General features: G+C 66.0%; 22 protein-coding genes. 13 read left to right on the top strand and 9 right to left on the bottom strand.

Annotated features, from left to right (window positions below; all coding sequences use genetic code 11):
* The first annotated feature begins 4 nt into the window (after positions 1–4).
* The 6 genes from FA85_RS04840 (at position 5) to FA85_RS04815 (ending at position 6,788) form a co-directional block, all read left to right on the top strand.
* Positions 5–1,216 (top strand): ABC transporter permease, encoded by a 1,212-nt coding sequence (locus tag FA85_RS04840; protein WP_036117242.1) that lies wholly within the window; start codon positions 5–7, stop codon positions 1,214–1,216.
* Between the two features lie 75 nt (positions 1,217–1,291).
* A complete protein-coding gene (locus FA85_RS04835; RefSeq protein WP_036111325.1) occupies positions 1,292–2,626 on the top strand; it encodes a sigma-54-dependent transcriptional regulator in 1,335 nt (444 codons plus the stop codon).
* Between the two features lie 37 nt (positions 2,627–2,663).
* A complete protein-coding gene (locus FA85_RS04830) occupies positions 2,664–4,028 on the top strand; it encodes a sensor histidine kinase (protein WP_239739762.1) in 1,365 nt (454 codons plus the stop codon).
* Between the two features lie 52 nt (positions 4,029–4,080).
* Complete coding sequence (locus FA85_RS04825) at positions 4,081–5,055, top strand: SPFH domain-containing protein (RefSeq protein WP_036111329.1); 975 nt, start codon at positions 4,081–4,083, stop codon at positions 5,053–5,055.
* Positions 5,056–5,059: 4 nt separating this feature from the next.
* Positions 5,060–5,512, top strand: a complete 453-nt coding sequence (locus FA85_RS04820; RefSeq protein ID WP_036111333.1) for an NfeD family protein — start codon at positions 5,060–5,062, stop codon at positions 5,510–5,512.
* Positions 5,505–6,788 carry a threonine/serine exporter family protein gene (locus tag FA85_RS04815; protein ID WP_079522574.1) on the top strand — a complete coding sequence of 428 codons (1,284 nt, stop codon included), beginning with the start codon at positions 5,505–5,507 and terminating at the stop codon, positions 6,786–6,788. The genes FA85_RS04820 and FA85_RS04815 overlap by 8 nt, the downstream gene beginning before the upstream one ends.
* Before the next feature lie 4 nt (positions 6,789–6,792).
* Here the strand turns inward: FA85_RS04815 and FA85_RS04810 are convergent, their stop codons facing one another.
* Together FA85_RS04810 and FA85_RS04805 are read right to left on the bottom strand one after the other, a co-directional pair.
* Entirely contained in the window at positions 6,793–7,173 is a 381-nt protein-coding gene (locus FA85_RS04810) for a tautomerase family protein (protein WP_036111338.1), read from the bottom strand.
* 1,024 nt (positions 7,174–8,197) lie between these two features.
* Positions 8,198–8,521 (bottom strand): H-NS histone family protein, encoded by a 324-nt coding sequence (locus FA85_RS04805; protein WP_036111342.1) that lies wholly within the window; start codon positions 8,519–8,521, stop codon positions 8,198–8,200.
* Positions 8,522–8,713: 192 nt separating this feature from the next.
* Between FA85_RS04805 and FA85_RS04800 the strand changes: the two genes are divergently transcribed.
* A complete protein-coding gene (locus FA85_RS04800) occupies positions 8,714–9,619 on the top strand; it encodes a hypothetical protein (protein WP_051943391.1) in 906 nt (301 codons plus the stop codon).
* A 67-nt stretch (positions 9,620–9,686) separates the two neighbouring features.
* Here the strand turns inward: FA85_RS04800 and FA85_RS04795 are convergent, their stop codons facing one another.
* Together FA85_RS04795 and FA85_RS04790 are read right to left on the bottom strand one after the other, a co-directional pair.
* A complete protein-coding gene (locus tag FA85_RS04795; protein ID WP_036111345.1) occupies positions 9,687–11,387 on the bottom strand; it encodes a proline--tRNA ligase in 1,701 nt (566 codons plus the stop codon).
* Positions 11,388–11,446: 59 nt separating this feature from the next.
* Positions 11,447–11,860 (bottom strand): DUF4124 domain-containing protein, encoded by a 414-nt coding sequence (locus FA85_RS04790; protein WP_036111348.1) that lies wholly within the window; start codon positions 11,858–11,860, stop codon positions 11,447–11,449.
* A gap of 159 nt (positions 11,861–12,019) precedes the next feature.
* Here FA85_RS04790 and pssA point away from each other — a divergent pair, with 159 nt between their 5' ends.
* Genes pssA through rimI form a run of 3 tightly spaced genes read left to right on the top strand, consistent with a single transcriptional unit; the run spans position 12,020 to position 13,756 of the window.
* Complete coding sequence (pssA, locus tag FA85_RS04785; protein WP_036111350.1) at positions 12,020–12,811, top strand: CDP-diacylglycerol--serine O-phosphatidyltransferase; 792 nt, start codon at positions 12,020–12,022, stop codon at positions 12,809–12,811.
* Positions 12,811–13,275 (top strand): hypothetical protein, encoded by a 465-nt coding sequence (locus FA85_RS04780; protein WP_036111353.1) that lies wholly within the window; start codon positions 12,811–12,813, stop codon positions 13,273–13,275. The genes pssA and FA85_RS04780 overlap by 1 nt, the downstream gene beginning before the upstream one ends.
* Before the next feature lie 7 nt (positions 13,276–13,282).
* Positions 13,283–13,756 carry a ribosomal protein S18-alanine N-acetyltransferase gene (gene rimI, locus FA85_RS04775; RefSeq protein WP_036111354.1) on the top strand — a complete coding sequence of 158 codons (474 nt, stop codon included), beginning with the start codon at positions 13,283–13,285 and terminating at the stop codon, positions 13,754–13,756.
* Between the two features lie 6 nt (positions 13,757–13,762).
* Here rimI and FA85_RS04770 read toward each other — a convergent pair whose 3' ends face one another.
* Both FA85_RS04770 and FA85_RS04765 read right to left on the bottom strand, forming a co-directional pair.
* The gene (locus FA85_RS04770; RefSeq protein WP_036111356.1) at positions 13,763–16,246 is read right to left on the bottom strand and encodes an ABC transporter permease; all 2,484 of its coding nucleotides are present in this window, start codon (positions 16,244–16,246) and stop codon (positions 13,763–13,765) included.
* Positions 16,243–16,929, bottom strand: a complete 687-nt coding sequence (locus tag FA85_RS04765; protein ID WP_036111359.1) for an ABC transporter ATP-binding protein — start codon at positions 16,927–16,929, stop codon at positions 16,243–16,245. Before FA85_RS04765 ends, FA85_RS04770 begins: the two co-directional genes overlap by 4 nt.
* Between FA85_RS04765 and FA85_RS04760 the strand changes: the two genes are divergently transcribed.
* From FA85_RS04760 to FA85_RS04750, 3 genes are all read left to right on the top strand, one after another.
* Complete coding sequence (locus tag FA85_RS04760) at positions 16,928–17,539, top strand: arylesterase (protein ID WP_036111362.1); 612 nt, start codon at positions 16,928–16,930, stop codon at positions 17,537–17,539. The two genes, FA85_RS04765 and FA85_RS04760, sit on opposite strands and share 2 nt — an antisense overlap.
* Before the next feature lie 118 nt (positions 17,540–17,657).
* Positions 17,658–18,386, top strand: coding sequence for a response regulator transcription factor (locus tag FA85_RS04755; protein ID WP_036111366.1), 729 nt, complete (start codon positions 17,658–17,660; stop codon positions 18,384–18,386).
* Positions 18,387–18,412: 26 nt separating this feature from the next.
* Positions 18,413–19,405: a sensor histidine kinase gene (locus FA85_RS04750; RefSeq protein WP_036111369.1), complete on the top strand. Its 993-nt coding sequence runs from the start codon at positions 18,413–18,415 to the stop codon at positions 19,403–19,405.
* A 46-nt stretch (positions 19,406–19,451) separates the two neighbouring features.
* Here FA85_RS04750 and FA85_RS04745 read toward each other — a convergent pair whose 3' ends face one another.
* From FA85_RS04745 to FA85_RS04735, 3 genes are read right to left on the bottom strand one after another with little or no spacing between them, the layout of a single operon-like run.
* Positions 19,452–20,033 carry a response regulator transcription factor gene (locus FA85_RS04745; RefSeq protein ID WP_036111373.1) on the bottom strand — a complete coding sequence of 194 codons (582 nt, stop codon included), beginning with the start codon at positions 20,031–20,033 and terminating at the stop codon, positions 19,452–19,454.
* Positions 20,030–21,310 carry an ATP-binding protein gene (locus FA85_RS04740; RefSeq protein ID WP_239709097.1) on the bottom strand — a complete coding sequence of 427 codons (1,281 nt, stop codon included), beginning with the start codon at positions 21,308–21,310 and terminating at the stop codon, positions 20,030–20,032. Before FA85_RS04740 ends, FA85_RS04745 begins: the two co-directional genes overlap by 4 nt.
* Before the next feature lie 58 nt (positions 21,311–21,368).
* Complete coding sequence (locus FA85_RS04735) at positions 21,369–22,904, bottom strand: peptide MFS transporter (protein WP_036111376.1); 1,536 nt, start codon at positions 22,902–22,904, stop codon at positions 21,369–21,371.
* Positions 22,905–23,160 lie beyond the last annotated feature (256 nt).

The raw sequence follows: 23,160 nt of genomic DNA, 5'->3' as shown, positions 1-23,160 counted from the left end.
GAACATGCAGATCGGACCTATCCTCTCCACACTGCGACGCCATCGCTTCACCTGCACGCTGCTCGTTCTGCAGATCGCCCTGACGTGCGCGATCGTCTGCAACGCGGTTTTCCTGGTGCGCGACCGGCTGGCGTGGATGGACACGCCCAGTGGTGTCGACGAAGAACGTCTGGTGCGTATCGAAGTGGGTGACATCGGTATCCACACCGACATGCATGCACGCACCCTCGCGGATCTGGCCGCTCTTCGCGAGATCCCGGGTGTGGAAGACGCCACCGTGGCCAACTCGGTGCCTTTCGGCGACCGCAGCTGGAACAGTGGCGTCGGTCTTCAGCGCGATCAGCATGTGTCGAGCCTGAATACCGGCAATTTCTACGGCGAGCGCATCGGCGAGGTCATGGGTGTGCAGCTGGCCGAAGGCCGGTGGTTCCGCCCCGACGAGTATCGCTGGATGGACGATGTCGTCAGCGCGAAGGTCAAGGTGGCCCCGTCGATCATCCTTTCGAAAGACGCCGCCGACCGGCTTTTCCCCGACGGGCATCCGATCGGTCGAAGCGTGTTCGTCGGCGATAACGAGATGCGTGTGGTCGGTGTCGTGAAACGACTGTCGCGCGCCGGGGGCGGCGACCGTGGGCAGGCCGCCTTCAGCACGATGGTGCCGCTGCGGGAGTATCCGGCGATGGGCGCGGCCTTCTTACTGCGAGTGAAACCGGGGGAGGCGGACCGCGTACTGACGGCCGCCGCGGCCAAACTTCGCCAGCTCGACCCGCGACGGGTGGTCACCGGCAAACAGCGTTACAGCGACATTCGCGACGCGTATTTCGCCAGCGATCGTGCCATGGCCGTCTTGCTGGTCGGTGTGTGTATCGCACTGCTCACGGTGACCGCGCTGGGCATCGTCGGTCTGGCCAGCTTCTGGGTTGGCCAGCGGCGTCGGCAGATCGGCGTACGGCGGGCACTGGGCGCGCGCCGGGTCGATGTGCTGCGTTACTTTCAGACCGAAAACTTCCTGCTGGCCAGCATCGGGATTGGCGTAGGCATGGTGCTGGCTTATGGGATAAACCTGCTGCTGATGTGGCAATACGAAGTGCCGAGGCTTCCGCTGGTCTACCTGCCGGCCGGGGCGATCATCCTCTGGCTTCTCGGGCAGGCCGCCGTGCTGGCCCCGGCCCTGCGCGCGGCGGCGGTTCCCCCGGTGGTCGCGACACGTGGTTAGAATGAAGATTCATGCGAAAGGCTTTCAACCTTTTGGTCATCGAGAAGCATCCATGCCTGCATGCCAAAGGTTCACATGCGCTGCGTACTGATCATTGACGACAACCCCGCCGTCGGCGAGGCCCTTTCGCTTGCTCTCAGCCTCCGCGAGATCCGGCCCCTTGTCGCGCTCACACCCGAAGAAGGCCTGGCGATGCTTGGCCGTGAACGGATCGATGTCGTCATTCAGGACATGAACTTCACCGCCGACACCACGTCGGGGGAGGAAGGCATCGCGCTGTTCAAGGCCATCCGCGCGCGTTACACCGACCTGCCGGTGATCCTGCTCACGGCGTGGACGCACCTCGAAGCCGCGGTGGAACTGGTCAAGGCCGGCGCTTCCGATTATCTGGCCAAGCCGTGGGATGACAACAAGCTGCTGGCGACGGTGGAAAACCTGCTGGAACTGGCCGAAGCCAACCGCGAGGCCACGCGCGTCCATGTCGAACGCCGTCGCCGGCGCGAAGCTCTGGAAAGCCGCTACGAACTCGATGGCCTGGTATTCGCTTCCGAGGCCATGAGCCGCACGATCGAGCTCGCATGTCAGGTCGCGCGTTCCGACGTATCCGTGCTGGTGACCGGTCCCAACGGTGCCGGCAAGGAACGCATCGCCGCGATCGTGCACGCCAATTCCGCCGTGCGGCACGGGCCGTTCGTCGCGGTCAATTGCGGTGCGCTTCCCGGGGAGCTGATCGAGGCCGAGCTCTTCGGTGCCGAGGCCGGCGCGTATACGGGCGCCAACAAGGCGCGGGAGGGCCGCTTCGAGATGGCTCATGGCGGCACGTTGTTCCTCGACGAGATCGGCAACCTGCCGCTGCCGGGGCAGATGAAGCTGCTGCGCGTGCTCGAGACGGGCCAGTTCGAGCGACTGGGTTCGGGACGGACGCGACAGGTCAAGGTGCGCCTGGTCAGCGCGACCAATGCCGACCTCAAGGCGATGATCGCCGCGGGCACCTTCCGCGAAGACCTCTATTACCGCCTCAACGTCATCGACGTGAACCTCCCTCCGCTCTCCGAGCGCAGCGACGATATCCTGCCGCTGGCCGGGCATTTCCTGGACGGCAAGGCCACATTGACCGAAGACGCTCGCGAAGCCCTGCTGGCGCACTCCTGGCCGGGCAACGTACGTGAGCTGAAAAACGCCATCGCGCGTGCGGCGCTGCTGGCACCGGACGGTCGCATCGAGCCGGTACACCTCAACCTGCCGCCGCCGTCGGCGAACGCCACGCGCAACCTCGACGAACCCAGCCGCGAGTCGGTCGAAGCGGCCCTGGCCTCGGCGGGCGGGGTCATCAGTCGCGCCGCGAACAGCCTGGGCCTGTCACGGCAAGCGCTCTACCGGCGGATGGAGCGATACGGGCTGGCTGTCTGACGCGCCGCCGATGAGGACGCTCACGCTAGAGGGACGCATGACGATCGTGGTGGCCGCATCGGCCATCGTCGGCGCGCTGGTGTTCGCGGGCGTTTCCATCTGGCCGTTCCCGCAGGTGCTGGCGTGGATGCGCGCGGTGCCTGACAAGACCGGCAAAGTGCCCACGCCGGGGCCGATCGAGGCGTTCGACGGCACCACGGCCCTGGTCATCTGTCTTCTGGTGTTGCTGCCGCTCTCGGCCTGGGTGGCGCACCTTCTGGTCGAGCCCCTGCGTCGTCTGATGCGCGCCCTGGAAAGCGCACTGGCCAGTTATCGCGATGGCGACTTCAGCATCTCGATCGGATCGGGCCGCAACGACGAACTCGGCGACCTGATCCACATGCACAACGCGCTTGGCCAGACGCTGCGCGAACAACGCCAGCATCTCGCCCAGCGCGAGTTGCTGCTGGACACCGTGGTACAGAACACGCCCGTCGCCCTCGTGTTGACCGATGCGACAGGCAAGGTCACCTACGCGAACATCGCGGCGAGGCATCTCTTCAACGAAGGCCGGGCGTTGGCGGGTCTCGACTTCGCGACGGTGCTCGAAGCCATGCCCGCCAACCTTCGCGATGCCGCCGGCGCCGGCGAGGACGCGTTGTTCAATGTCGAGATGGATGGCAGCGAAGAGACCTTCCACCTTTCGCAGCGGGGCTTCCGTCTGCAGGGGCGGCCTCACCGGCTTCAGCTGTACCGTCGCATGACGCGTGAGCTTTCCCGCCAGGAAGTACACACGTGGAAACGGGTCATCCGCGTCATCAGTCACGAACTCAACAATTCCCTGGCGCCCATCTCGTCGCTGTCGCATTCCGGTGCCGAACTCGCACGTCGCGGCGATCTCGCCCGCTTGCCCGGCGTATTCGCCTCCATCGGCGACCGCGCGAAACACCTGCACAGTTTCATTGCCGGCTACGCCAGCTTTGCCAAACTGCCCGCGCCGCAGGCCCGCGAGGTCCCCTGGGCGCCATTTCTCGACGATCTGGCTCTGCACGCAGAATTTCGCCTTGCGGCGCCCTTGCCCGAGCATCCGGGGTGGTTCGATCGCACCCAGGTCGAGCAGGTGCTGATCAATCTGATCAAGAACGCGCACGAGGCCGGCGGGGAGGCCACGGAGGTCAGCCTGGCGGTCCACCACATCGGCCGCGAAACCCTGATCGAGGTGGCCGACCGCGGTCCGGGCATGAGCGACACCGTCCTGGCGCAGGCGTTATTGCCTTTTTATTCGACCAAGCGCTCGGGTACCGGCCTTGGGCTGGCGCTTGCCCGAGAAATTTCGGAAGCCCATGGCGGCCGGATCGCGCTGTCCAACCGCGACGGCGGCGGCCTTCGCGTCACCCTGTTGCTTCCCGCCGGTCCGGCCTGAGTCGCTTCGCCTATACTCCCGGCAAGACACCGGAAATAGGGAGCGAAGGGCCATGGGAAATATCGTCGTCGCGTTCGTCGTCGTGGTGGTTGCCGTCACCGTGCTGGCGAAGCTGATCCGCATCGTGCCTCAGGGCTACGAGTGGACGGTCGAGATGTTCGGCAAGTACACCGGCACGCTGACACCGGGTCTGCATTTTCTGATTCCCTTCGTCTACGCGATCGGTCGCAAGATGAACATGATGGAGCAGGTCCTCGAGGTTCCCTCGCAGGACGTCATCACCAAGGACAACGCGGTGGTCCGCGTGGATGGCGTCGTCTTCTACCAGGTGCTGGATGCCGCCAAGGCCGCGTATGAAGTCGCGAACCTCGAAGGCGCGGCGCTGGCGCTGATCATGACCAATATCCGTACCGTGCTCGGTTCGATGGATCTCGACGAGAGCCTCAGCCAGCGCGACGCGATCAATGCCAAGCTGCTGGGCGTGATCGACGAGGCCACGCATCCGTGGGGCGTCAAGGTCACCCGTATCGAAATCAAGGACATCTCGCCGCCGCGCGATCTGGTCGACGCGATGGCCCGGCAGATGAAGGCCGAGCGCGAGAAGCGCGCCAACATCCTCGATGCCGAGGGCTTCCGTCAGGCGGCCATCCTCAAGGCGGAAGGCGAAAAGCAGTCCGCCATCCTGAGCGCCGAGGGCAAAAAAGAGGCCGCTTTCCGCGAAGCCGAAGCACGCGAGCGCCTCGCCGAGGCCGAAGCCAAGGCGACGACGATGGTCTCCAACGCCATCTCGCATGGCGACGTCAACGCACTGAATTACTTCGTGGCCAACAATTACGTCGAGGCGCTGAAGGAAATGGCCAAGTCGCCCAACCAGAAGACGTTGCTGCTGCCGATGGAAGCCACGGGCATCCTCGGTTCGCTGGCGGGCATCGCCGAGCTGGCCAAATCCTCGCTGGCCACGCAGCAACAGCAGCGCCCGCCGCAGGGCGACGGCACCGTCAATCGCACCCCGCCACTGCCCCGCTGACGCCATGAGCCAGATCGCGCTGCATTACCTGTGGTGGATCGCCGCCTTGCTGCTGCTCGGCGGCGAGGTGCTGTTGCCGGGTTACTTCATGCTGTGGATCGGTCTCGCCGCGGCGGTCATGGGCGTCGTGCTGTTGGCCGTCCCCGGTCTGACCGCGCTTGCACAGGCCGTGATTTTCGTGATCCTCGCATTCGCCTCCTGCTTCCTTTACTGGAAATGGGTGCGGCCGCGGCTCAACCGTGTTCCGGCCGGCAACGAGCGGCTCAACCGTCGTGGCGAACAGCTGATCGGTCAGCGTTACACGCTGTGCGAGCCGATCGTGCAGGGTCGCGGCAAGGCGAAGGTGGGCGACGGGATGTGGCTGGTTACCGGTCCGGATCTCCCCCTGGGTGCCACCGTCGAGGTCATCGGCATCGACGGCACCACCCTGCGCGTGAAGGCGGTGGACGTTGCCTGAGGTCGCACCGCTGACCGTTCCGGTGAGCTTCGCCACCACGGCGATCAACACCCGCATCGCGTTCCTCACCGAGCTGGCGCGTCGCCTGCACCAGTACGGCACCACCGCACCACGCCTGGAGACCGCCATCGGTCGCTCCGCGCAGCGTCTCGGCCTTTCCGCCGAGGTCTGGTCCAGCCCCACCGCGATCATCGTGTCGTTCGCCGATCTGGGGCAGGGCGACGACGGCGTCGCCCAGGTTACGCAGGTCATGCGCCTGCCGCCCGGCGACGTCAACCTCGCGCGCCTCTGCGAGGCCGACCGCATCGCCGACGTCGTGATCGACGGCCGGATGGAACTGCGCGAAGGCTTTCACCTGTTACGTAAGCTGGGTGCACCGGAAACCTTCCGTGCCGAGCTCGGCGTGATCGCGAGCTATGGCCTCTGCGCGGCCACCGTCGTCGGCCTGCTGTTGCACAGTGCGTGGCCCGATCTGGTCACCGCGGGTTTCATCGGCGTTCTCATCGGTTCGATTACCGTCGCGTCGGGCAGCCGACCACGGCTCGCCGCCGCCAGCGATGCGATCAGCGCCATGGTCGCCACAGCCATCGCGATCGTCGTCAGCGCTTACCTGGTGCCGCTGGCGGTCAAGTCGGTGATCCTCGGCAGCCTGATCGTGCTGATGCCCGGCATGGCGCTGACCACGGCCGTGCGCGAAATTTCCAGTCAACATCTCGTGGCCGGTGTCGCGCGCATGGGTGGCGCGGTAGCCACGCTGCTGAAGCTGACCTTCGGTACCGTGGCCGCCAGCCAGCTGTGCGAGGCCTTCGGTATCGTGTCGCGCGATTATTCGCTGCCGCCACTTCCCGGCTGGGCCGACTGGCCGATGCTCGCGGTCGGCGCGTTCTCGTTCGCCATCCTGTTCCGCGCCGCCCGGCGCGACTGGCTGGTCGTGATGGGGGCCGTCATTCTCGGTTATCTCGCCACGCGTTGGGGCGGCAGCATTTCGGGCTCGCTGCCGGGCGCGCCGTTCGGCGTGTTTGTCGGCGGTCTGCTGCTGGGCTCACTCAGCAATGTCTATGCGCGCTACGCCCAGCAACCGGGCGCCGTGGTACGCGAGCCCGGCATCATCCTGCTGGTGCCGGGCTCGGTAAGCTTCCGCAGCGTGTCCTACCTGCTGGATCGCGATGCCTCACTGGGCATGGATACGGGTCTGCTCGGCGTCACGCTGCTGGTGTCACTGGTGGCGGGCCTGTTGTTCGGCGACCTGATCGTCGCGCCGCGCCGTTCTCTCTGAGCCGTCAGCTGGCGTACTGCGCCACGCCGTTGCCAAACGACCAGTTTTCCTTCTTCACCTCGACGAGACTGACGAAAACGTCGCCCGCTTTCACGCCTGGTGACTTGCCCAGGTTTTCCGCGATCGCCTGATACAGCGCTTTCTTCTGGTCGAGGGTGCGCGTGTCGTTGAAGGTGATCTGCACGATGACGATGTCGTCAGTGCGTTCGATACCGAGGTAGTGCGCGTCGTAGACGAGACCTTCCGCATCGTGTTCGGCGATGACCTGGAAACGGTCATCGTGCGGCACGCCGATGCTGACCAGAGCGTCATGAACAGCGTTACCGAGCGCGCTGCGATAGGCGGCATCCTTGCCACGGCGGACATCGATTCGGACGAGGGGCATGTGGTTGACTCCGAGGATAATCCGCCCGGTTTACGCCCGGGGCGGGGGAGCGTCAAGGGTGCGCTTTCGATCTCGCGGGCTCGGCTCGGCTCGGCTCGGCTTGCGCCATCGCGTTTGGATTCGTCGCGAGCGTGTTGTGTCGCGTTGGAGAGCCGGCGGGGGTGACCCTCGAGGCCACGCCTTCGTCGACCCCTCAGGGAAGGGCCGCTACCGCGGCCGTATATCAATGGCCTTCGGCCGGGTCGGGCTTCGCCTGGGGGTTTTCGAGTCGGCTGTCCCTGCCTCCCCGAAAACGGCCGGTCATCCCTGACCGGCCCGGCTTCGCGGCCTTGTCCAGTCGAAGCTCTCGCCTGCGGCTACCGGCCTCGAGGGTCACCCCCGCCGTCTCTTTGGTGTACCGAGGTGGGTTGGTGGTCGAGCGGGGTGTGGCTTCTTCGCTTCGTTGGCTTTTCGCGCGCAGGGCGCGCTCCTACAGGCCGCCATGTATCCCCCCATTGCGGTCGCCGTGCGGTAGGAGCGAACCCTGTTCGCGAACCCTCAGCCTCACTAAGGCGAACGAGGCCATGGGCCCCAGGCAAGCGAGCGTTCCCTGCCAACGAAGCGCACCGCCGCTCGACCCACCCGCAACCTCAGTCCCCCAAAGAGCCGGCGGGTGCCACCCTCGCGTCCGGTAGCCGCAGGCGAGGGCTCCGACTGGAAGAGGCCGCGAGAGCGGGGCCGGTCAGGGATGACCGGCCGTTTTCGGGGAGGCAGGGACAGCCGACTCGAAAACCCCCAGTCGGAGCCCGACCCGGCCGAAGGCCATTGATACACGGCCGCGGAGCGGCCTTTCCCTGAGGGGTCGCCGCAGGCGTGGACGCGAGGGTGGCACCCGCCGGCTCTTCAACGCGACACTACACGCCGCGACAAAACCAAACGCGAAGGCGCAAGCCGAGCCCCCGCTCCAACAAACATCTCGCCAACTCGCCAAAAAAAAGGCCCCGCATTCGCAAGGCCATTTTTCTGGTTTATGTCGGCATGTAAATCACACCAGCAGATCGCTTTCCTTTTTACCGGCCTTCAGCGCGTCATTGAACCAGCGCGGACGCTTGCCGCGGCCCGACCAGGTCTGTTCCTCGTTATCCGGATTACGGTATTTGGCAGCTACCACCGTGCCGGCGCGTTTGGATTTCGGGGCGCGGGCGCCGAAAACGTCGTCGAAGGTGAAACCTTCGGCGCGGATCAATTCATTGATTTTGTCGCGCAGTGCGGAAACTTTTTCCCTGCGCAGCTCGGTTTGGCGGGACTGGGCCTTGGCGATCAGCTCGTTGAGCTGATTGTGGCTGAGGTTCTTGATATCGACGGCCATGGGCATTCTCCCTGTTCTGGTTTCACAGTAAATCGACGTATTAATCGATGCGATTAATTTCACACACGCTCGGGTCGGAATTGTGAACCAAGTGGCGGAATAATGGCAGCTTACCGTGGGACTCTCAGCGCAATCGGAGCCGATTATCGGAATAACCCTACAGCGGCGCCGTTCACTGGAATGGAATAACTCATGTCGATCATTAGCATTGGCGTACGACGTGTTGCCCTCGCGGTCGCCCTGGCCGGCGGTATGAGCCTTTCCTCGCCGGGTATGGCGGAATCCGCCGTGTACGGCGGCGGCCCGTTTTACAGCGGCGGTACGCCCGTCATGGATGACCTCCGGGCATCGGGATTTACCACAGTCATGCTGTGGAGCGTGCATGTGGATACCAACGGCGACCTGCACCTCAACGACGAGCCCCTCATCAGTGACGGCAACTACGTCGGCCCGAACACGGGCTGGTCAGCCGAGCTGGCGACGCTAAAGCAGGCGCCGACGTCGGTGAACCGGATCGAGGTGTCGATCGGTGCCGGCGGTACGACGGACTTCGAGAGTATCCAGGCGCTGGTCAACGGTACCGGAGCGGGAGCGGGTACGGGGCCGGACAGCATCCTTTACCGTAACTTCCAGTTGCTGAAACAGATCACGGGCGCCGACGCGGCGAATTTCGACGACGAGAGCGCCTACGATCTGGCATCGGCGACGGCCTTCGGTCAGATGCTGGCGGGGCTCGGCTACAAGATCACGTTCGCGCCTTATACCAATCGCAGCTTCTGGGCTTCGCTCAAAGCCAACCTGGGCAGTGCCGTGGACAAGATCTACCTGCAGGACTACGCGGGTGGCACGGGCAACGATCCGGCGCAGTGGACGAGCGCGCTCGGCATGCCGGTCATTCCGGGGCTCTGGTCGAAGAACGGCACGGGCTGCAGCGCTGGCGATTCGCCGGCGACCGTGCAGTCGAAGATGACTGCCTGGAAACAGAGCGCCGGTATCCCGGGCGGCTTCATGTGGCTGTACGACGATATCCAGAAATGCTCGGCGCCGGGCCGTACGACGGCGGACTACGCCAACGCGATCAATGCCGCCGTCCAGTAGAGGCGGCCGGTAACCGCGACGGGAGCGCGGCTCGTGCGCTCCCGTCGCGCCTGTCATGCAGTGAGCATTACGCCTCGAGCAGGGCGAGCAGTTCTTCGCGCGTAATGTTGCGCGATTCGGCTTCCGTGCGGGCGCGATACTCGAACGTCCCGGCCTCGAGGCCGCGGCCGCTCACGACGATACGGTGCGGAATACCGATCAGTTCCATGTCGGCAAGCATCGGACCGGTACGGAGTCCGCGGTCGTCGAATGCGGTGTCGATGCCGGCCTGCGACAGTTCCTGATAAAGCGACTCGGCCGCCTCGGTGACGACGGGATCGTTCTTCGGATTGATGACGCAGACCACCACGCGCCACGGCGCCATGGCGTCGGTCCAGATCATGCCGGCGTCGTCGTGGCGCTGCTCGATGGCGGCGGCGACGATGCGGCTGACGCCGACGCCGTAGCAACCCATGTACATGGTGGCCATCTTGCCGTTGTTGTCGAGCACGCGCGCGCCCATGGCTTCCGCATACTTCTGGCCGAGCTGGAAGATATGACCGACCTCGATGCCGCGGGCCAGACGGATCGTGCCCTTGCCGTCCGGGGACGCGTCGCCTTCCACCACCTTGCGGATGTCGGCTACGCGGTTGATGCGTGCATCGCGCTGCCAGTTGGCGCCGGTGAAATGGGTGCCGTCCTGATTGCCACCGCACACGAAGTCGGCGAGCACGGCGGCGCTGCGGTCGACGATGACCGGAATGGAGTCGGGCAGGCCGACAGGGCCGATGAAGCCCGGGCGTGTGCCGGTGGCGGCGAGGATCTCCGCTTCGCTGGCCAGTTCGGAATCGTCCGGAAGCTCCGGCAGGTGGGCGGCCTTCACTTCATTGATGTCGTGATCGCCGCGCACGACGAGCGCGACCAGACCTTCCAGGCCGCGAACGAGGATGGTCTTCACCGTCTGCGAAGCCGGTACGCCGAGGAATGCGGTGATCTCGTCGATCGTGCGCTGCGTGGGCGTATCCACGCGGGTGAGCTCGGCCGACGGCGCGGGACGCTCGATGGCCGGTGCCAGCGCTTCGGCTTTTTCGATGTTGGCCGCGTACGACGAACCGTCGGAGAACGCGATGGCGTCTTCGCCCGAGTCGGCGATGACCTGGAACTCGTGGCTGGCGCTGCCGCCGATGGCGCCGGTGTCGGCGTCGACGGCGCGGAATTCCAGGCCCAGGCGGGTGAAGATGCGCGAATACGCGTCATACATGACCTGGTAGGTTTCGCCGAGCGATTCCGGGGTCAGGTGGAACGAGTAGGCGTCCTTCATCAGGAACTCGCGCGCACGCATCACGCCGAAGCGCGGGCGGATCTCGTCGCGGAACTTGGTCTGGATCTGGAAGAAGTTGAGCGGCAGCTGCTTGTAGCTCTTCAGCTCGTTACGCGCGAAGTCGGTGATGACTTCTTCGTGCGTGGGGCCGTAGCAGAACTCCTGCTCCTTGCGATCCTTGATCTTCAGCAACTGGCCGCCGAATTTCTCCCAGCGGCCGGTTTCTTCCCACAGCTCGCGCGGCTGCACCGAAGGCATGAGCACTTCGATCGCGCCGGCGCGGACCATTTCCTCGCGGACCACGGCCTCGACCTTGCGCATCACGCGCAGGCCCAGCGGCGACCAGGTGTAAAGGCCGGACGCCAGCTTGCGGATCATGCCCGCGCGCAGCATCAGCTGGTGGCTGGCGATTTCCGCGTCGGCGGGGACTTCCTTGACGGTGGCGAGATGAAACTGGCTGAGGCGCATGCGGGCGATTCGTCGGGAGTAAGACGTCGATTATAGGTGCAAGCCCCAGCCAGCGCCGATCACTTGCAGTAAAGCGTCATTTGCGCCTGCGTGGTTTCAATCTGGCGTTTCTTCCCGGCGTCGTCGAGCTGCTGGGAACCGCCCTTGCCGTCATCGACGGAGATGACCTGTTCCTTGCCCAGCACGTCCATGTTCTTCCGCAGCTGGTCGCAGAGCCTGGCGCGGTTGGCCGGGTTGTCGGCGACCTGGGTGCCGGGTGCTGGAGGCGCGGCTTCCGGCTTCGCCGGTGCGGCGGGGGCCGGTGCCGGTGCCTCGACCGTGCCGCTGGTCTTCACCTTCTCGTATCTTGCGTTGTTCGGCGGCGGCGTGTCCGCGTAATGGGTGACGCCCTGAGCGTCCTTCCACTTGTATGCCTGGGCCAGCGCGAGGGGGCAGACCGTGACGAGGAGTGCGAGGACAAGGCAGCGGCGCATGCGTGATTCCGGCAGGTGGGTGGATGGCGCAAGAAGTATCACCGGGCCCCCTGCCACGCAAGCGACCCCTGTCCCGGTTTCACGCACCCCGGCACCGGCGGCGGCCTGACGCATCACGGCGCCTGGGCTACACTGACGGCCCATGTCACGGAATGGCCCATGAGCGATCCGATCCAACCCCGGGGGCCGCGTCACCGCGGCATCTATCTGCTGCCGAACCTTTTCACCACGGGCGCGATGTTCTCGGGGTTCTACGCGATCGTCTCCGCGATCGGCGGGGATTACCAGACGGCCGCGCTGGCCGTGTTCGTCGCGGCGATCCTCGACGGCATGGACGGCCGCGTCGCCCGCATGACCAACACGCAGAGCGAGTTCGGCGTGCAGTACGACTCGCTGTCCGATCTGGTCAGCTTCGGGCTGGCGCCCGCGCTGGTGCTGTATACCTGGTCATTGTCATCCCTGGCTGATTACGGACAGGTCTGGGGCAAGATCGGCTGGGCCGGTGCCTTCATTTACGCCGTCTGCGCGGCGCTGCGTCTTGCCCGCTTCAATACCCAGGTGGGCGTGGCGGACAAGCTCTACTTCCAGGGACTGGCCAGCCCGGCAGCGGCCGCCCTGTGCATGTCTTTCGTCTGGACCATGGTCAAGTTCGACGTGCCGGGGCCGACGGTCGCGTTCTTCGCGCTGCCCATGGCGGTGATCGCCGGGCTGCTGATGGTCAGCAACGTGCGCTATTACAGCTTCAAGGCGTGGCCCAAGGGTGACCGCGTGCCCTTCATCTGGCTGATCGCCGCGGTGCTCATCGTGGTGCTGTTGCTCATCGACACCGCGCGCGTGCTCTTCGCCGTCGCGGTGATCTACACGATATCGGGTCCGGTGATGACGCTGTGGGGCCGTGCGGCCCACCGTCGTCGGGTGCGTCGCCATGCCCGGGCGCCGGGAGGCAGCTGATGGCCGCGATGCCCGCCCGCCACGCGCGACTGCTCAAGGTCATGGGCGTGACCCCATGGCGCCTGCGTGTCACGGAAGCCGTGGAGCCGTCGCCGTTCGAGCCGGCCAACGACCCGGCCGATGGTGAGCGCGTGGCCTGCGTCGTCGTCCTGCCGGCGGGATGCAGCGAGCGTGAAATGGAACTGCTCGGTCGCGCCCTGCGCGCCTTCGGCGCCGTTACCGCGCGTGCGGCGCGGCTGGAGGTCGGGCCCAAGGGCCTCGAGCACGTGCCGGTCGCGTCGGCGTATCTGGTTTTCGGCGATGCTCAGGCGCGAGCGCTGGGCCATCAGTTGCCGGCCGCCGCGCTCGCCGCGGCACAGATCGTCCTCGTCGACCCACCGTCAGCCATCGTGTCCGATGCGGCCGCCAAACGCCGTCTCTGGAACGGCCTGCGCGCTCTGGGCCGCGCGTTCGCACGGACCTGAGCCCGCCATGGTCGCCGTCGCCCGCCCGTCCACCGAAGTCCGCGCGATGCGTCGCGACGACCTCGATGCCGTCGTGGCGATCGAGCACGCGTCCTACCCCTTTCCCTGGAGTGCGGGCATCTTCCGCGACTGCCTGCAGGCCGGTCATAACTGCTGGGTGATCGTCCACGAGGGCGACATCGCCGGGTACGGCATTCTCTCGGTGGCCGCGGGGGAAGCGCATGTACTCAACGTCTGCATCGGTGACGCCTGGCGCGGCCTCGGTTACGGCCGCCGCATGATGCGACGGCTGCTCGATCTGGCCCGCTGGTACGGCGTGGAGCGGGTGTTCCTCGAAGTACGTCCCTCCAACCCCGTCGCCAGGGCGCTTTACGACTCGCTGGATTTCCACGAGATCGGACGTCGGCCCGGCTACTACCCTGCGGAAAACGGGCGCGAAGAGGCCATCGTGATGGCCTTCGACATGCACCGCCCGGACTGAGCCGACTCAGCCTTCCCGCAGCAGCGCCATCGGCGATGTGTTGAGCACGCGTCGCGTCCCGTACAGGCCGATCAGCATGACCACCAGCGCCGCCAGCGCGGCGGCGCCGATGAGCGGCCACAGCGGCGGCACGAAGTTTTCGATACGGAACACCGCCTGGCCGAGCCAGATACCCGCGCCCGTGGCACCGAGTGCCGCCGTCAGGCCGGCGACCAGACCCAGCAGCGCGAACTCGCAGGCCGCGGCCGCCCTCAGTTGCAGGCGGGTGGCGCCGAGCGTGCGCAGCAGAGCGGCTTCCTTCCGCCGCTCCTGTGCGCTCGCCGCCAGGGCGGCCGTCAGCACGAGCGCGCCCGCCAGCAGGCTGAAACCAAGTACCCAGCGCACGGCGCCGCCGACGCGGTCGACGATCTCGCGGACGCGGTCGAGCAGCGCATCCACGTCGATCAGGCTGAGGTTGCCGTAGTCGCGCGACAGCTTCGACAACTCATCCGCGTGGCCGCGGGGCAGATAGAAACTGGTCAGCCACGTGTGCGGAAGATCGGCCGCGTGGGCCGGATCGAGCATCAGGAAGAAGTTGACCCGGAACGAGCTCCAGTCGACCTTGCGGATGCTGGTGATGCGCGCGTCGAGGCTGCCTTCGCCCACCTCGAAACGAAGGGTGTCGCCGAGCTTCAGCTGGAAACGGTCACGCCACGACGTATCGACGGACACTTCGGCCTGCGCCGGCGAGGCGCCGGGCCATGCGCCAGCGACGATCTGATTCGACGGCGGGAGCTCCGCGCTCCACGAGAGGCGCAACTGCTGATCGGCCGAATCGCGGCCCTGCTGGTCGTCGAAGGTGAGTGTGTCGATCGACTTGCCGTTGATCGCGGTGAGCTTGCCCACGGCGAGCGGCATCATGTTGGTCCGGCTCGCACCCATGTGAGTCAGCGCGTTGGTGAAAGCGTCTCGCTGGTCGTCCTGCAGGTTGAGCGCGAACCAGTTGGGTGTATCGGCAGGCAGTTCGCGTCGCCAGCCGTCGAGCAGCGACGGAGCGATCACGGCGAGCAGGAGGAGGGCGCACAGGCCGAGCGACAGCGCGGTGGCCTGGATCAGCGACATCCCGCGTCGGCGTGCCAGCGCCGCAAGGCCCAGACGAAGCGCGGGGTGCGCGCCGGGGGCGACGCGGCGTGCGATGACCAGCAGCAGGGCCGAAAGCAGCGCGGCGACGACGGCGACGCCGCTCAGGCTCGCCGCGAGGATGCCGGCCAGTCTGGCCGAATCGCTTTGCACCCACACCAGCGCGATCGCGGTCAGCAGCGGGATGAGGTACAGCACGTCGAAGCGGCGGACGCGTCGCTGCATCGACTCGCGGAACACGGCGACCGGCGGCACTTCGGCGAGGCGCACGAGCGGCGGCAGCGCGAAGCCGGCGAGCACGGCCAGGCCCATCGCGGCGGCGGCAAAGACCGGTCCCAGCGGCAGGGTGGTCGGAATGTTGTCGAACAGCTGGCGCGCGAAGTACCACGCGCCCTGGGCGAGGCCGATCGCAATCAGCATGCCCACGGCGGCGGCGGGCAGCGCCAGCGCGGTCAGCGTGCTGACCAGCAGCGCGACCACGCGTCGGCGCGGCGTGCCGAGCGCGCGCAGCAGCGCGACTTCGGACGCCTTGCGTCGTGCATAGCGCGACGATGCCAGCGCGATAGCGACACCCGCGAGCAGGGCGGAGAGCAGGGCGGTCAGGCGCAGGAAGGCGCTGGCGCGATCGAATGCCGAGCGCATGCGCTCCTGCATTTTCTCCGGTGTGATCAGGTCGGCGCCCTGGGGCAGGGCGTTCGCTTCCAGCGATGTGCGCCATGTGGCGACCGCCGCCGGCGGACCCGAGACCAGCAGCCGGTGACGGGCGCGACTGCCGACGGACAGGAGCCCGGCCTCCGTCGCGTCGTCGAGATTCATCAGCGCACGCGGCGCGAGAGCGAACAGTTCACCGCCGTCGGGCTGGCGGACGAGTTCGGCGCTGACGCGAAGGTCGCGTCCGCCCACCTGGACGGTCTGGCCGGCGTGGATGCCGAGGCCGACCATGGCCCGGTGATCGAGGAAGAGTTCGCCGCGTCCGGGGCCGTGGGCACTGCGGCCCTTGCCGTCGGCACCACGGACTTCCAGCGTGCCGCGCAGCGGGTAAGCCGCATCCGTCGCCTGGACATCGAGCAACTGGCTGTGTTCGCCCACAAAAGCCACGCTGCGAAAGGCCGCGCCGCGCGATGCCGTGAGTCCGTCGTCCTGCGCCGAACGGAGCATGGGCTCAGGCAATGGCGCCGGCGCGGATACGCCCAGATCGCCACCGATCAGTTCGGCGGCGCTCGCGAGGATGCCCCGCTCGATGCGGGTGGACAGCGTGGCGACCACGCCGAGCGCGATGACGGCAAGCACCAGCGACGCGGCGAGCGTGCGCAGTTCGACCAGATGCCACTCGCGGCGCAGCGTACGCAGGGCGAGCCGTGCGACGTTCATGCAGGAACTCCGAGGCGGCCTTCATGCAGTTCCGCCGAGCGGGCGCAGCGCGCCGCCAGGCGGGGATCGTGGGTGACCAGGATGAGCGTGGTCGCATGCTGCCGGTTCATTTCGAAGAGCAGGTCGCCGATGTGTTCGCCCGTGTGCTGGTCGAGATTGCCGGTAGGCTCGTCGGCAAACAGGATTCGCGGCCGGTGGACGAACGCGCGTGCGAGCGCCACGCGCTGCTGCTCGCCACCTGACAGCTGCGCGGGATAGTGCCGGCGCCGTGCGGCCAGGCCGACCGAGTCGAGTGCGGCGTGGGCGCGTTCCCGCGCCGAGTCGTCGCCTTCGAGCTCCAGCGGCAGCATCACGTTCTCTTCGGCCGTCAGCGCCGGGAGCAGATGGAACGACTGGAACACGAAACCGACCAGACGTCGGCGGATGGCGGCGCGAGCTTCTTCGTCGACCGCCTCCAGTGCCTGCCCGTCGATCCTCACACTGCCGGATGTCGCCACATCGAGACCGGCCAGCAGGCCGAGCAGGGTGGTCTTTCCGGAACCGGATGCGCCAACGATGGCGAAGCTCTCACCGGCGGCCACGCGGAGGTTGACCCCGGAGAGGATGTCGAGTCGTCCCTCCGGGCCGAAAACCGACTTGCTAACATCGGCCACTTCGAGAAGAACACGGGAAGAATCGCTCATGCGTCGTTGCCTGGTCCTGTTGCTATGGGTTTGCTGCGCCATCGCCTCCGCGGCGGATGCGCCACGTAAGGTGCTGGTGCTCGGGGACTCGTTGTCGGCGGCACACAACATTCCGGTGGATGCCGGATGGGTGCGCCTCCTCGACGCTCGCACATCGAAGATGGCGACGCCGTGGACGATGGTCAATGCCAGCATCAGCGGCGAAACCTCACTGAGCGGCCGGAATCGCCTGCCTGGCCTGCTCAAGGCGCAGCGTCCCGGCGTGGTGGTGATCGAACTGGGCGCGAACGATGGATTGCAGGGCTTACCCCTGGGGCAGCTGGCGGCCAACCTCGACGTCATGATCGATGCGGCGAAGGGGGCGGGCGCCAAAGTCCTCCTGCTGGGGATCGAACTGCCGGTCAACTATGGCCCGCAATACCGCGACGGCTTGCGCAAGGTGTATGCGGACGCCGCGGCGAAGCACAAGGTGCCTCTGCTTCCCTTCCTGCTCGACGGCGTGGCGCTGGACCCCGGCCTGATGCAGGACGATGGCCTTCATCCGACGGCAAAGGGCGAGCCTCGCGTCGCGGAGAATGTGTGGAAAATGCTTACGCCGCTACTTAGGTAGACGACGCCACGTGCACGTCCTCGTACGCAAAATGAATGCTCATTTTCGGTCTTCACACGGTACTCACTGGTCCGGCCGTTAACTCTTCACATTTGTGAATCAGCGTAGGAGTGGAGCGATGAGCAACCGCGATGAACAGGCAGGCCTGATCCTTCTGGTCGAAGACAACCGCCAGATTGCCGAGATGGTCGGCGAGTTCCTCGAGCGCAGGGGCTATTCGGTCGACTACGCCGCGGATGGCGTCAGTGGCCTGCACCTCGCTGTTTCGAACAGCTACGACGTCATCGTGCTGGACCTGATGCTCCCGGGCATGGACGGTCTGGATGTGTGCCGTAAATTGCGCAAGGACGGCAAGAAGTCGACGCCGGTCCTGATGCTGACGGCACGCGATACCCTGGAAGACAAGCTGGTCGGCCTCGAGGCTGGCGCGGACGATTATCTGGTCAAGCCGTTCGAGGTTCGCGAACTGGAGGCCCGTCTTCGCGCACTGATCCGTCGCGACCGCCGTCAGGTCTCGTCCGAGGTGCTCAACGTGGGCGACATGACACTGGACACGGCCACGCTGCGCCTTACCCGCGGCGGGCAGGAACTGACCGTCTCGCCGATCGGCCTCAAGCTGCTTGCCATCCTCATGCGCGAATCGCCGCGCGTGGTCAGCCGCCGTGATATCGAGCGCGAGATCTGGGGCGACACGCTGCCCGATTCCGACACCCTGCGTTCGCACCTGTACAACCTGCGCCGCGTGATCGACAAACCGTTCGACCGTCCTCTGCTGCACACGATCCATTCGGCTGGCTACCGCCTGGCCGACCTGGATTCCGAAGTCGCCGCGTCGCAGACGGCATGAGGAACGTGCAGGACCAGGCATAGTCGATGGAAGGCAGCAAATCGCGGGGGACCACCCGGCGGGGCTCGTTCAAGGCCCGTATCGCGGTGGTCTTCACTCTGCAGACCCTCGTCGTGGTCATCGCTTCGGTGATGGCTGCGAACAACGTCGCGCCGATCGGCGCCGCGATCGCCATCATGCTCTCTTCGGGCGGCCTGGCGTGGCTGGCCGTGTCCCGCGAATGGCTTCCGGTCGCGGCCCTTGCCAAACTGCTCGATGGCTGGGATTCGGAACGGCCCGACATGGCGGCGCTGGATGAGCAGAAGGGCAGGAAGTCGGACGGCGACGTCTCCAAGCTCCTGCGCGGACTGCACGGTCTTGCTTCACGGCTCGAAGGCTACAGTGAACGCGAGCGCAACTTCACCCGTGACGCCAGCCACGAACTGCGCAGCCCGCTGACCGTCATCAAGATGTCCTCGGACATGCTGGCCGACGAAACCGATCTGTCGGATTTCGGCCACCGGTCACTGGAACGCATCCGCCGTTCGACCCGCGAACTCGAAGCGCTGGTCGAGGCTTTCCTGATCCTCTCGCGCGAGTCGGATCAGGGTCTGGCCGAGGAAGACTTCATCGTCAACACCGTGCTTCGCCAGGAAGTGGACTACGCGCGGGAGCTCATCGCGGGCCGTCCGGTGGAGCTGATCCTCGACGAACCGGCGACGTTCGCCCTGCATGCGTCGCCGCGGGTATTCGCGGTGCTCTGCGGACAGCTGATCCGGCATGCGCTTCAGCAGACCGACCAGGGCACGATCGTGGTCACCGTCATGCCGGGCAGCGTCAGCGTGATCAACCCCGCCGTCGACACGACGCCCGATCCGGGTACGCGTCGACATGCTTCGGTGAATCCGCACGGTTTCGACCTGGCGATCGCCCGGCGTCTTTCCGACCGCTTCGAATGGCCCCTCGAAACCCGATCGTTGCCGGGTGCGAGCCGTGTCTCGAGTGTCCGCTTCCCGAATCCACAAGCGGTCGAAGCGTAAGGCGTCGGCACGCGTTCCTGCCGCGCCACGATCATCCCGCGTTAAATCACGTCTCGTCCGGCCGCTCGCGCACGGGGTGTTTGCTCAGCTTGCGCTGCAGCGTGCGTCGATGCATGCCCAGACGACGCGCCGTTTCAGAGATGTTGCCTTCGCATTCGGTCAGCACGCGCTGGATGTGTTCCCACTCCAGACGACGCAGCGGCAACGGCGCGTCCGGCGCGTCGACCAGATCGTCGGCATCCATCGGACCCGAATCGCCGTCCAGCAACGCGCGAACGACGGCGTCCGCATCCACCGGCTTGGCAAGGTAGTCATGCGCGCCCCGCTTGATCGCCTCGACCGCCGTGGCGATGGACGCGTAGCCGGTCAGCAAGAGCACGCGGATGTCCGGAACCAGCGACTGCAGTTCGGGAATCAGGCGAAGGCCGTTCTCGTCACCCAGCTTGAGGTCGAGAACGCAGTAGCGAGGCTGGTGGCGGCGGGTGAGCGCGCGCGCATCGTCCACGTTGTCCGTGGCGATGACCTCGAAGCCGCGCGATGTGAGCGCACGCCCGAGCACGCGGGCGAACGTCGCGTCGTCATCGACGATCAGCAGGGGGCGGCCGCCGGGTGGGGCGATATCGTTCATGTATGGTCTCCGATGACCGAAAGGGGAAGGCGCAGGCGCATCTGCGCGCCGTGGCCAGTGTTGCTTGCGGCAAGCTCGCCGTCGAGGCGTTCCGCGGTGGCTTCCGCCAGCGCGAGCCCGATGCCGAGGCCGGTATCCTTCTGCGACAGGCCGAGCGTACCCAGTTCGTCGAACTCGTCAAATCCCGGACCCTCGTCCGTGACGACCAGCTCCAGCCAGGGGCCGACGATGCCGATCGCCAGCGAGACCGCCGTACTCTCGTTCATGGCGGAGGCGTCCGCGGCGTTGTTGAGCAGGTTGATCAGGGCGTGGCGCAGCCCGGGCGGCGAGCGCAGCGCGACACGTCCGGCCCCGGGTTCGACGGACAGGCTGACTTCGGCCTCCGGCCGGAGCAGCTGAAAACGCTCCATGACGCCGTGGATGAACTGGTCGAGGGTGATCCGTTCGGGCACCTGGGACAGCTGCGCCTGGCCGAAAGCGACCATTTCGCGAAGGATGGTACGGCAGCGTTCGACCTGGCCGTCGAGCAGGTCGAGGTCGTCACCCAGCGCGTTGTCGCCCGCATGCTCGCGGCGGATCTCGGGAAGCAGGGTGCGCATGGTCGACAGCGGCGTATTCAGTTCGTGCGCAGCACCCGCGGCCTGCGTGGCGATGGCGAGGATGCCCTCGTCGCGCAGGGCACGTTCGCGTACACGCTGCACTTCGCCTTGCTGCACGCGGATCGCCTTGGCCAGATTGCTGATGAAGACGCCGAGCAGGACCGCCATGATCACGAAGTTGACGCCCATACCCGCGACGTACAGGTCGAAATCCTGGGCTTTATCGCCCAGCGTCGGCAGCGGCAGGTGATAGGGCACCAGCAGCACATAGGCCACACCCGTCAGGATCGCCACCAGCGACACGCCGGCGATGGACAGGGCGGCCGCGGACAGCGCGATCGGTACCAGCAGCAGCGCGACGAACGGATTCGAGGCGCCACCGGTGAAAAAGAGCAGGTAACCCAGCACCAGCGTATCGGCGGCGATGTGCACGATGGCCTCGCCCTCGCTCACCTTCCACGGCATACCGAGGCGGAACGCGGCGGTGGCGGCGAAGACGGCCAGGATGCACACACCGATCATCAGCGGCAGCAGCGGCACGTCGAGGCGGAGCAGGGTGACGCAGGAGAGGATGGCTACGCTCTGACCCGCGATGGCGCAAAGGCGGAGCCAGGCGAGCGTACGCGCTAGTGCGAAGGGACCGGAGCGGGACGATGGCGAATGCAGGGTGTCGCTCACGGGTTATCGATCTCGTTGCAGGAAGGAGGGCCGCCCGCGTGGGGCGGCCCTCACCGTTTTACAGGTCTTCGTTGTGAACCGGCGGAACCGGCGGCACGTTGGCCAGCGCGTGGTTCAACGACAGCTTTTTCATCAGCGGCAGCATGGCCACGGCGATGGCGACGCAACCCACGCCCACGAAGCCCAGCTTGTTGAACAGGCTGGTGTAGATGCGCAGCGATTCCAGTGGGTCGGTGATGTTGTCCGGGATGGCGGCATAGTTGGCCACCACGCTGCCCATGTACTGGGCCACGCCGGAGGCGACGTAGTAGGCGCCCATCATGAAACCGCCCATGCGTGCCGGCACGTAGCGCGCGATCATGGCGAGGCCGAGGCCGCTGACCAGGATCTCGCCCAGCGAATAGAAGCCGTAGCCCCACACCATGTACCAGGAGGAAATTTTGCCGGCGATCGCGGTGGTGGCGCCCAGACCGTACATGAAGAAGCCGACGGCCACGGCGACGAAACCCAGGGCGAACTTGGCGGCGACCGGAAAGTCCTTCCCGCGACGACCGAGGGCGTTGTAGATCCAGACCAGGATCGGCGACAGAACCACGATCCAGATGGCGTTGAGCGACTGGAACTGCTCGGGGATCCACGTGAGGATGTGCAGGCCGAACAGGCTGAAGTCGAGGTCGACGTTGCGCTGCGCGAACAGGTTCAGCGAGGTCGACATCTGCTGGTAGAAGATGAAGAAGAAAATCGTCTGAATGGTCAGCACCAGTGCGGCGATGAGGCCGGCGCGCTCACCGGTTTCGCTGGCGTAGATGAGGTACGCGAAAATGCCGAGGATGACGACGCCCGCGATATAGACACAGGCCTGCGCGACGCTCTGGTTCTGCAGGATGTACGACGACGCGGCGATGATCAGGATGCCCGCGCCGATGATGCCGAGCACGTTCTTCGCCACCGGCGGGTGTTCGTCCGGTGCCGAGCCGACGTGGGCCAGGGTGCGGCGCATGAAGAAGTAATTGATCAGACCGAGGATCAGGCCGATGGAGCAGACGCCGAACGCGGTGTGCCAGCCCAGTGCGTCGCCGTAGTGCTCGCCGACGTAGTCGCGGATCCAGGGCGTCAGGATCATGGAGATGGTCGAGCCGACGTTCACCGCCATGTAGTAGATGGTGAACGCGCTGTCGATCTTGACCTCGTCGCCTTCGTAGATCTTGCGCACGAGGTTGCCGGCGTTGGGCTTGAACAGGCCGTTGCCGAGGATGATCACGCCGAGAGCGACGTACAGGAAATAGGTGTTGTTGGTCGGAATCCACAGCAGCGCGTAGCCGACCATGAGCACGACGGCACCGGTCAGCATGGTACGGCGGGTGCCGAGGAATTTGTCGCCGATCCAGCCGCCGATGGCGGGGGTCGCGTAGATCAGGGCGGAAGCCGCGCCCCAGACGAGATTGGCGTCGACATCGGGGAAGCCGAGCTTCTTCACCATGTAGGTGACCATCAGCACCTGCATGCCGTAGAAGCCGAAGCGCTCCCACATCTCGATGAGGAAGACCGTGCTGAAAGACTTGGTCTGTGAAACGGGCGGGTTCTGGGTTGCCATGTATTTTCCGGACGCATTGGAAACAGCGAACGGGCCCGTAAGCCCGCTCCCATCGCCGTGACCCTGAACGGAGTCACAACCGTTCAAGCGTAATACAAATGGTCCGCCCCGTTGTGTTGCAGCGCCAGAGGGGCGCGGCGATTCGCCACGGACAAGTCGGCCCCCGCCCCATCTAAGTCGGGCCGAAGCCGGGCTGTGGCATCATATGGGACTGACTCACAGCCCCAGGCCGGCTCCGTGCTCCCGACCCTCTTCC

It is taken from the genome of Luteibacter mycovicinus, from assembly GCF_000745235.1.
In the GTDB taxonomy this organism is placed as follows: Bacteria; Pseudomonadota; Gammaproteobacteria; order Xanthomonadales; family Rhodanobacteraceae; genus Luteibacter; species Luteibacter mycovicinus.
Note: the sequence above shows the minus strand (reverse complement) of the source record. Positions and strands in the feature narration are given on the sequence as shown.

Bases quoted from the DNA above. Each gene is read 5' to 3' on its own strand.
- FA85_RS04840 (WP_036117242.1), top strand. From the start codon at position 5: ATGCAGATCGGACCTATCCTCTCCACACTGCGACGCCATCGCTTCACC.
- FA85_RS04835 (WP_036111325.1), top strand. From the start codon at position 1,292: ATGCGCTGCGTACTGATCATTGACGACAACCCCGCCGTCGGCGAGGCC.
- FA85_RS04830 (WP_239739762.1), top strand. From the start codon at position 2,664: ATGACGATCGTGGTGGCCGCATCGGCCATCGTCGGCGCGCTGGTGTTC.
- FA85_RS04825 (WP_036111329.1), top strand. From the start codon at position 4,081: ATGGGAAATATCGTCGTCGCGTTCGTCGTCGTGGTGGTTGCCGTCACC.
- FA85_RS04820 (WP_036111333.1), top strand. From the start codon at position 5,060: ATGAGCCAGATCGCGCTGCATTACCTGTGGTGGATCGCCGCCTTGCTG.
- FA85_RS04810 (WP_036111338.1), bottom strand. From the start codon at position 7,173: ATGCCCCTCGTCCGAATCGATGTCCGCCGTGGCAAGGATGCCGCCTAT.
- FA85_RS04805 (WP_036111342.1), bottom strand. From the start codon at position 8,521: ATGGCCGTCGATATCAAGAACCTCAGCCACAATCAGCTCAACGAGCTG.
- FA85_RS04800 (WP_051943391.1), top strand. From the start codon at position 8,714: ATGTCGATCATTAGCATTGGCGTACGACGTGTTGCCCTCGCGGTCGCC.
- FA85_RS04795 (WP_036111345.1), bottom strand. From the start codon at position 11,387: ATGCGCCTCAGCCAGTTTCATCTCGCCACCGTCAAGGAAGTCCCCGCC.
- FA85_RS04790 (WP_036111348.1), bottom strand. From the start codon at position 11,860: ATGCGCCGCTGCCTTGTCCTCGCACTCCTCGTCACGGTCTGCCCCCTC.
- pssA (WP_036111350.1), top strand. From the start codon at position 12,020: ATGAGCGATCCGATCCAACCCCGGGGGCCGCGTCACCGCGGCATCTAT.
- FA85_RS04780 (WP_036111353.1), top strand. From the start codon at position 12,811: ATGGCCGCGATGCCCGCCCGCCACGCGCGACTGCTCAAGGTCATGGGC.
- rimI (WP_036111354.1), top strand. From the start codon at position 13,283: ATGGTCGCCGTCGCCCGCCCGTCCACCGAAGTCCGCGCGATGCGTCGC.
- FA85_RS04770 (WP_036111356.1), bottom strand. From the start codon at position 16,246: ATGAACGTCGCACGGCTCGCCCTGCGTACGCTGCGCCGCGAGTGGCAT.
- FA85_RS04760 (WP_036111362.1), top strand. From the start codon at position 16,928: ATGCGTCGTTGCCTGGTCCTGTTGCTATGGGTTTGCTGCGCCATCGCC.
- FA85_RS04765 (WP_036111359.1), bottom strand. From the start codon at position 16,929: ATGAGCGATTCTTCCCGTGTTCTTCTCGAAGTGGCCGATGTTAGCAAG.
- FA85_RS04755 (WP_036111366.1), top strand. From the start codon at position 17,658: ATGAGCAACCGCGATGAACAGGCAGGCCTGATCCTTCTGGTCGAAGAC.
- FA85_RS04750 (WP_036111369.1), top strand. From the start codon at position 18,413: ATGGAAGGCAGCAAATCGCGGGGGACCACCCGGCGGGGCTCGTTCAAG.
- FA85_RS04745 (WP_036111373.1), bottom strand. From the start codon at position 20,033: ATGAACGATATCGCCCCACCCGGCGGCCGCCCCCTGCTGATCGTCGAT.
- FA85_RS04735 (WP_036111376.1), bottom strand. From the start codon at position 22,904: ATGGCAACCCAGAACCCGCCCGTTTCACAGACCAAGTCTTTCAGCACG.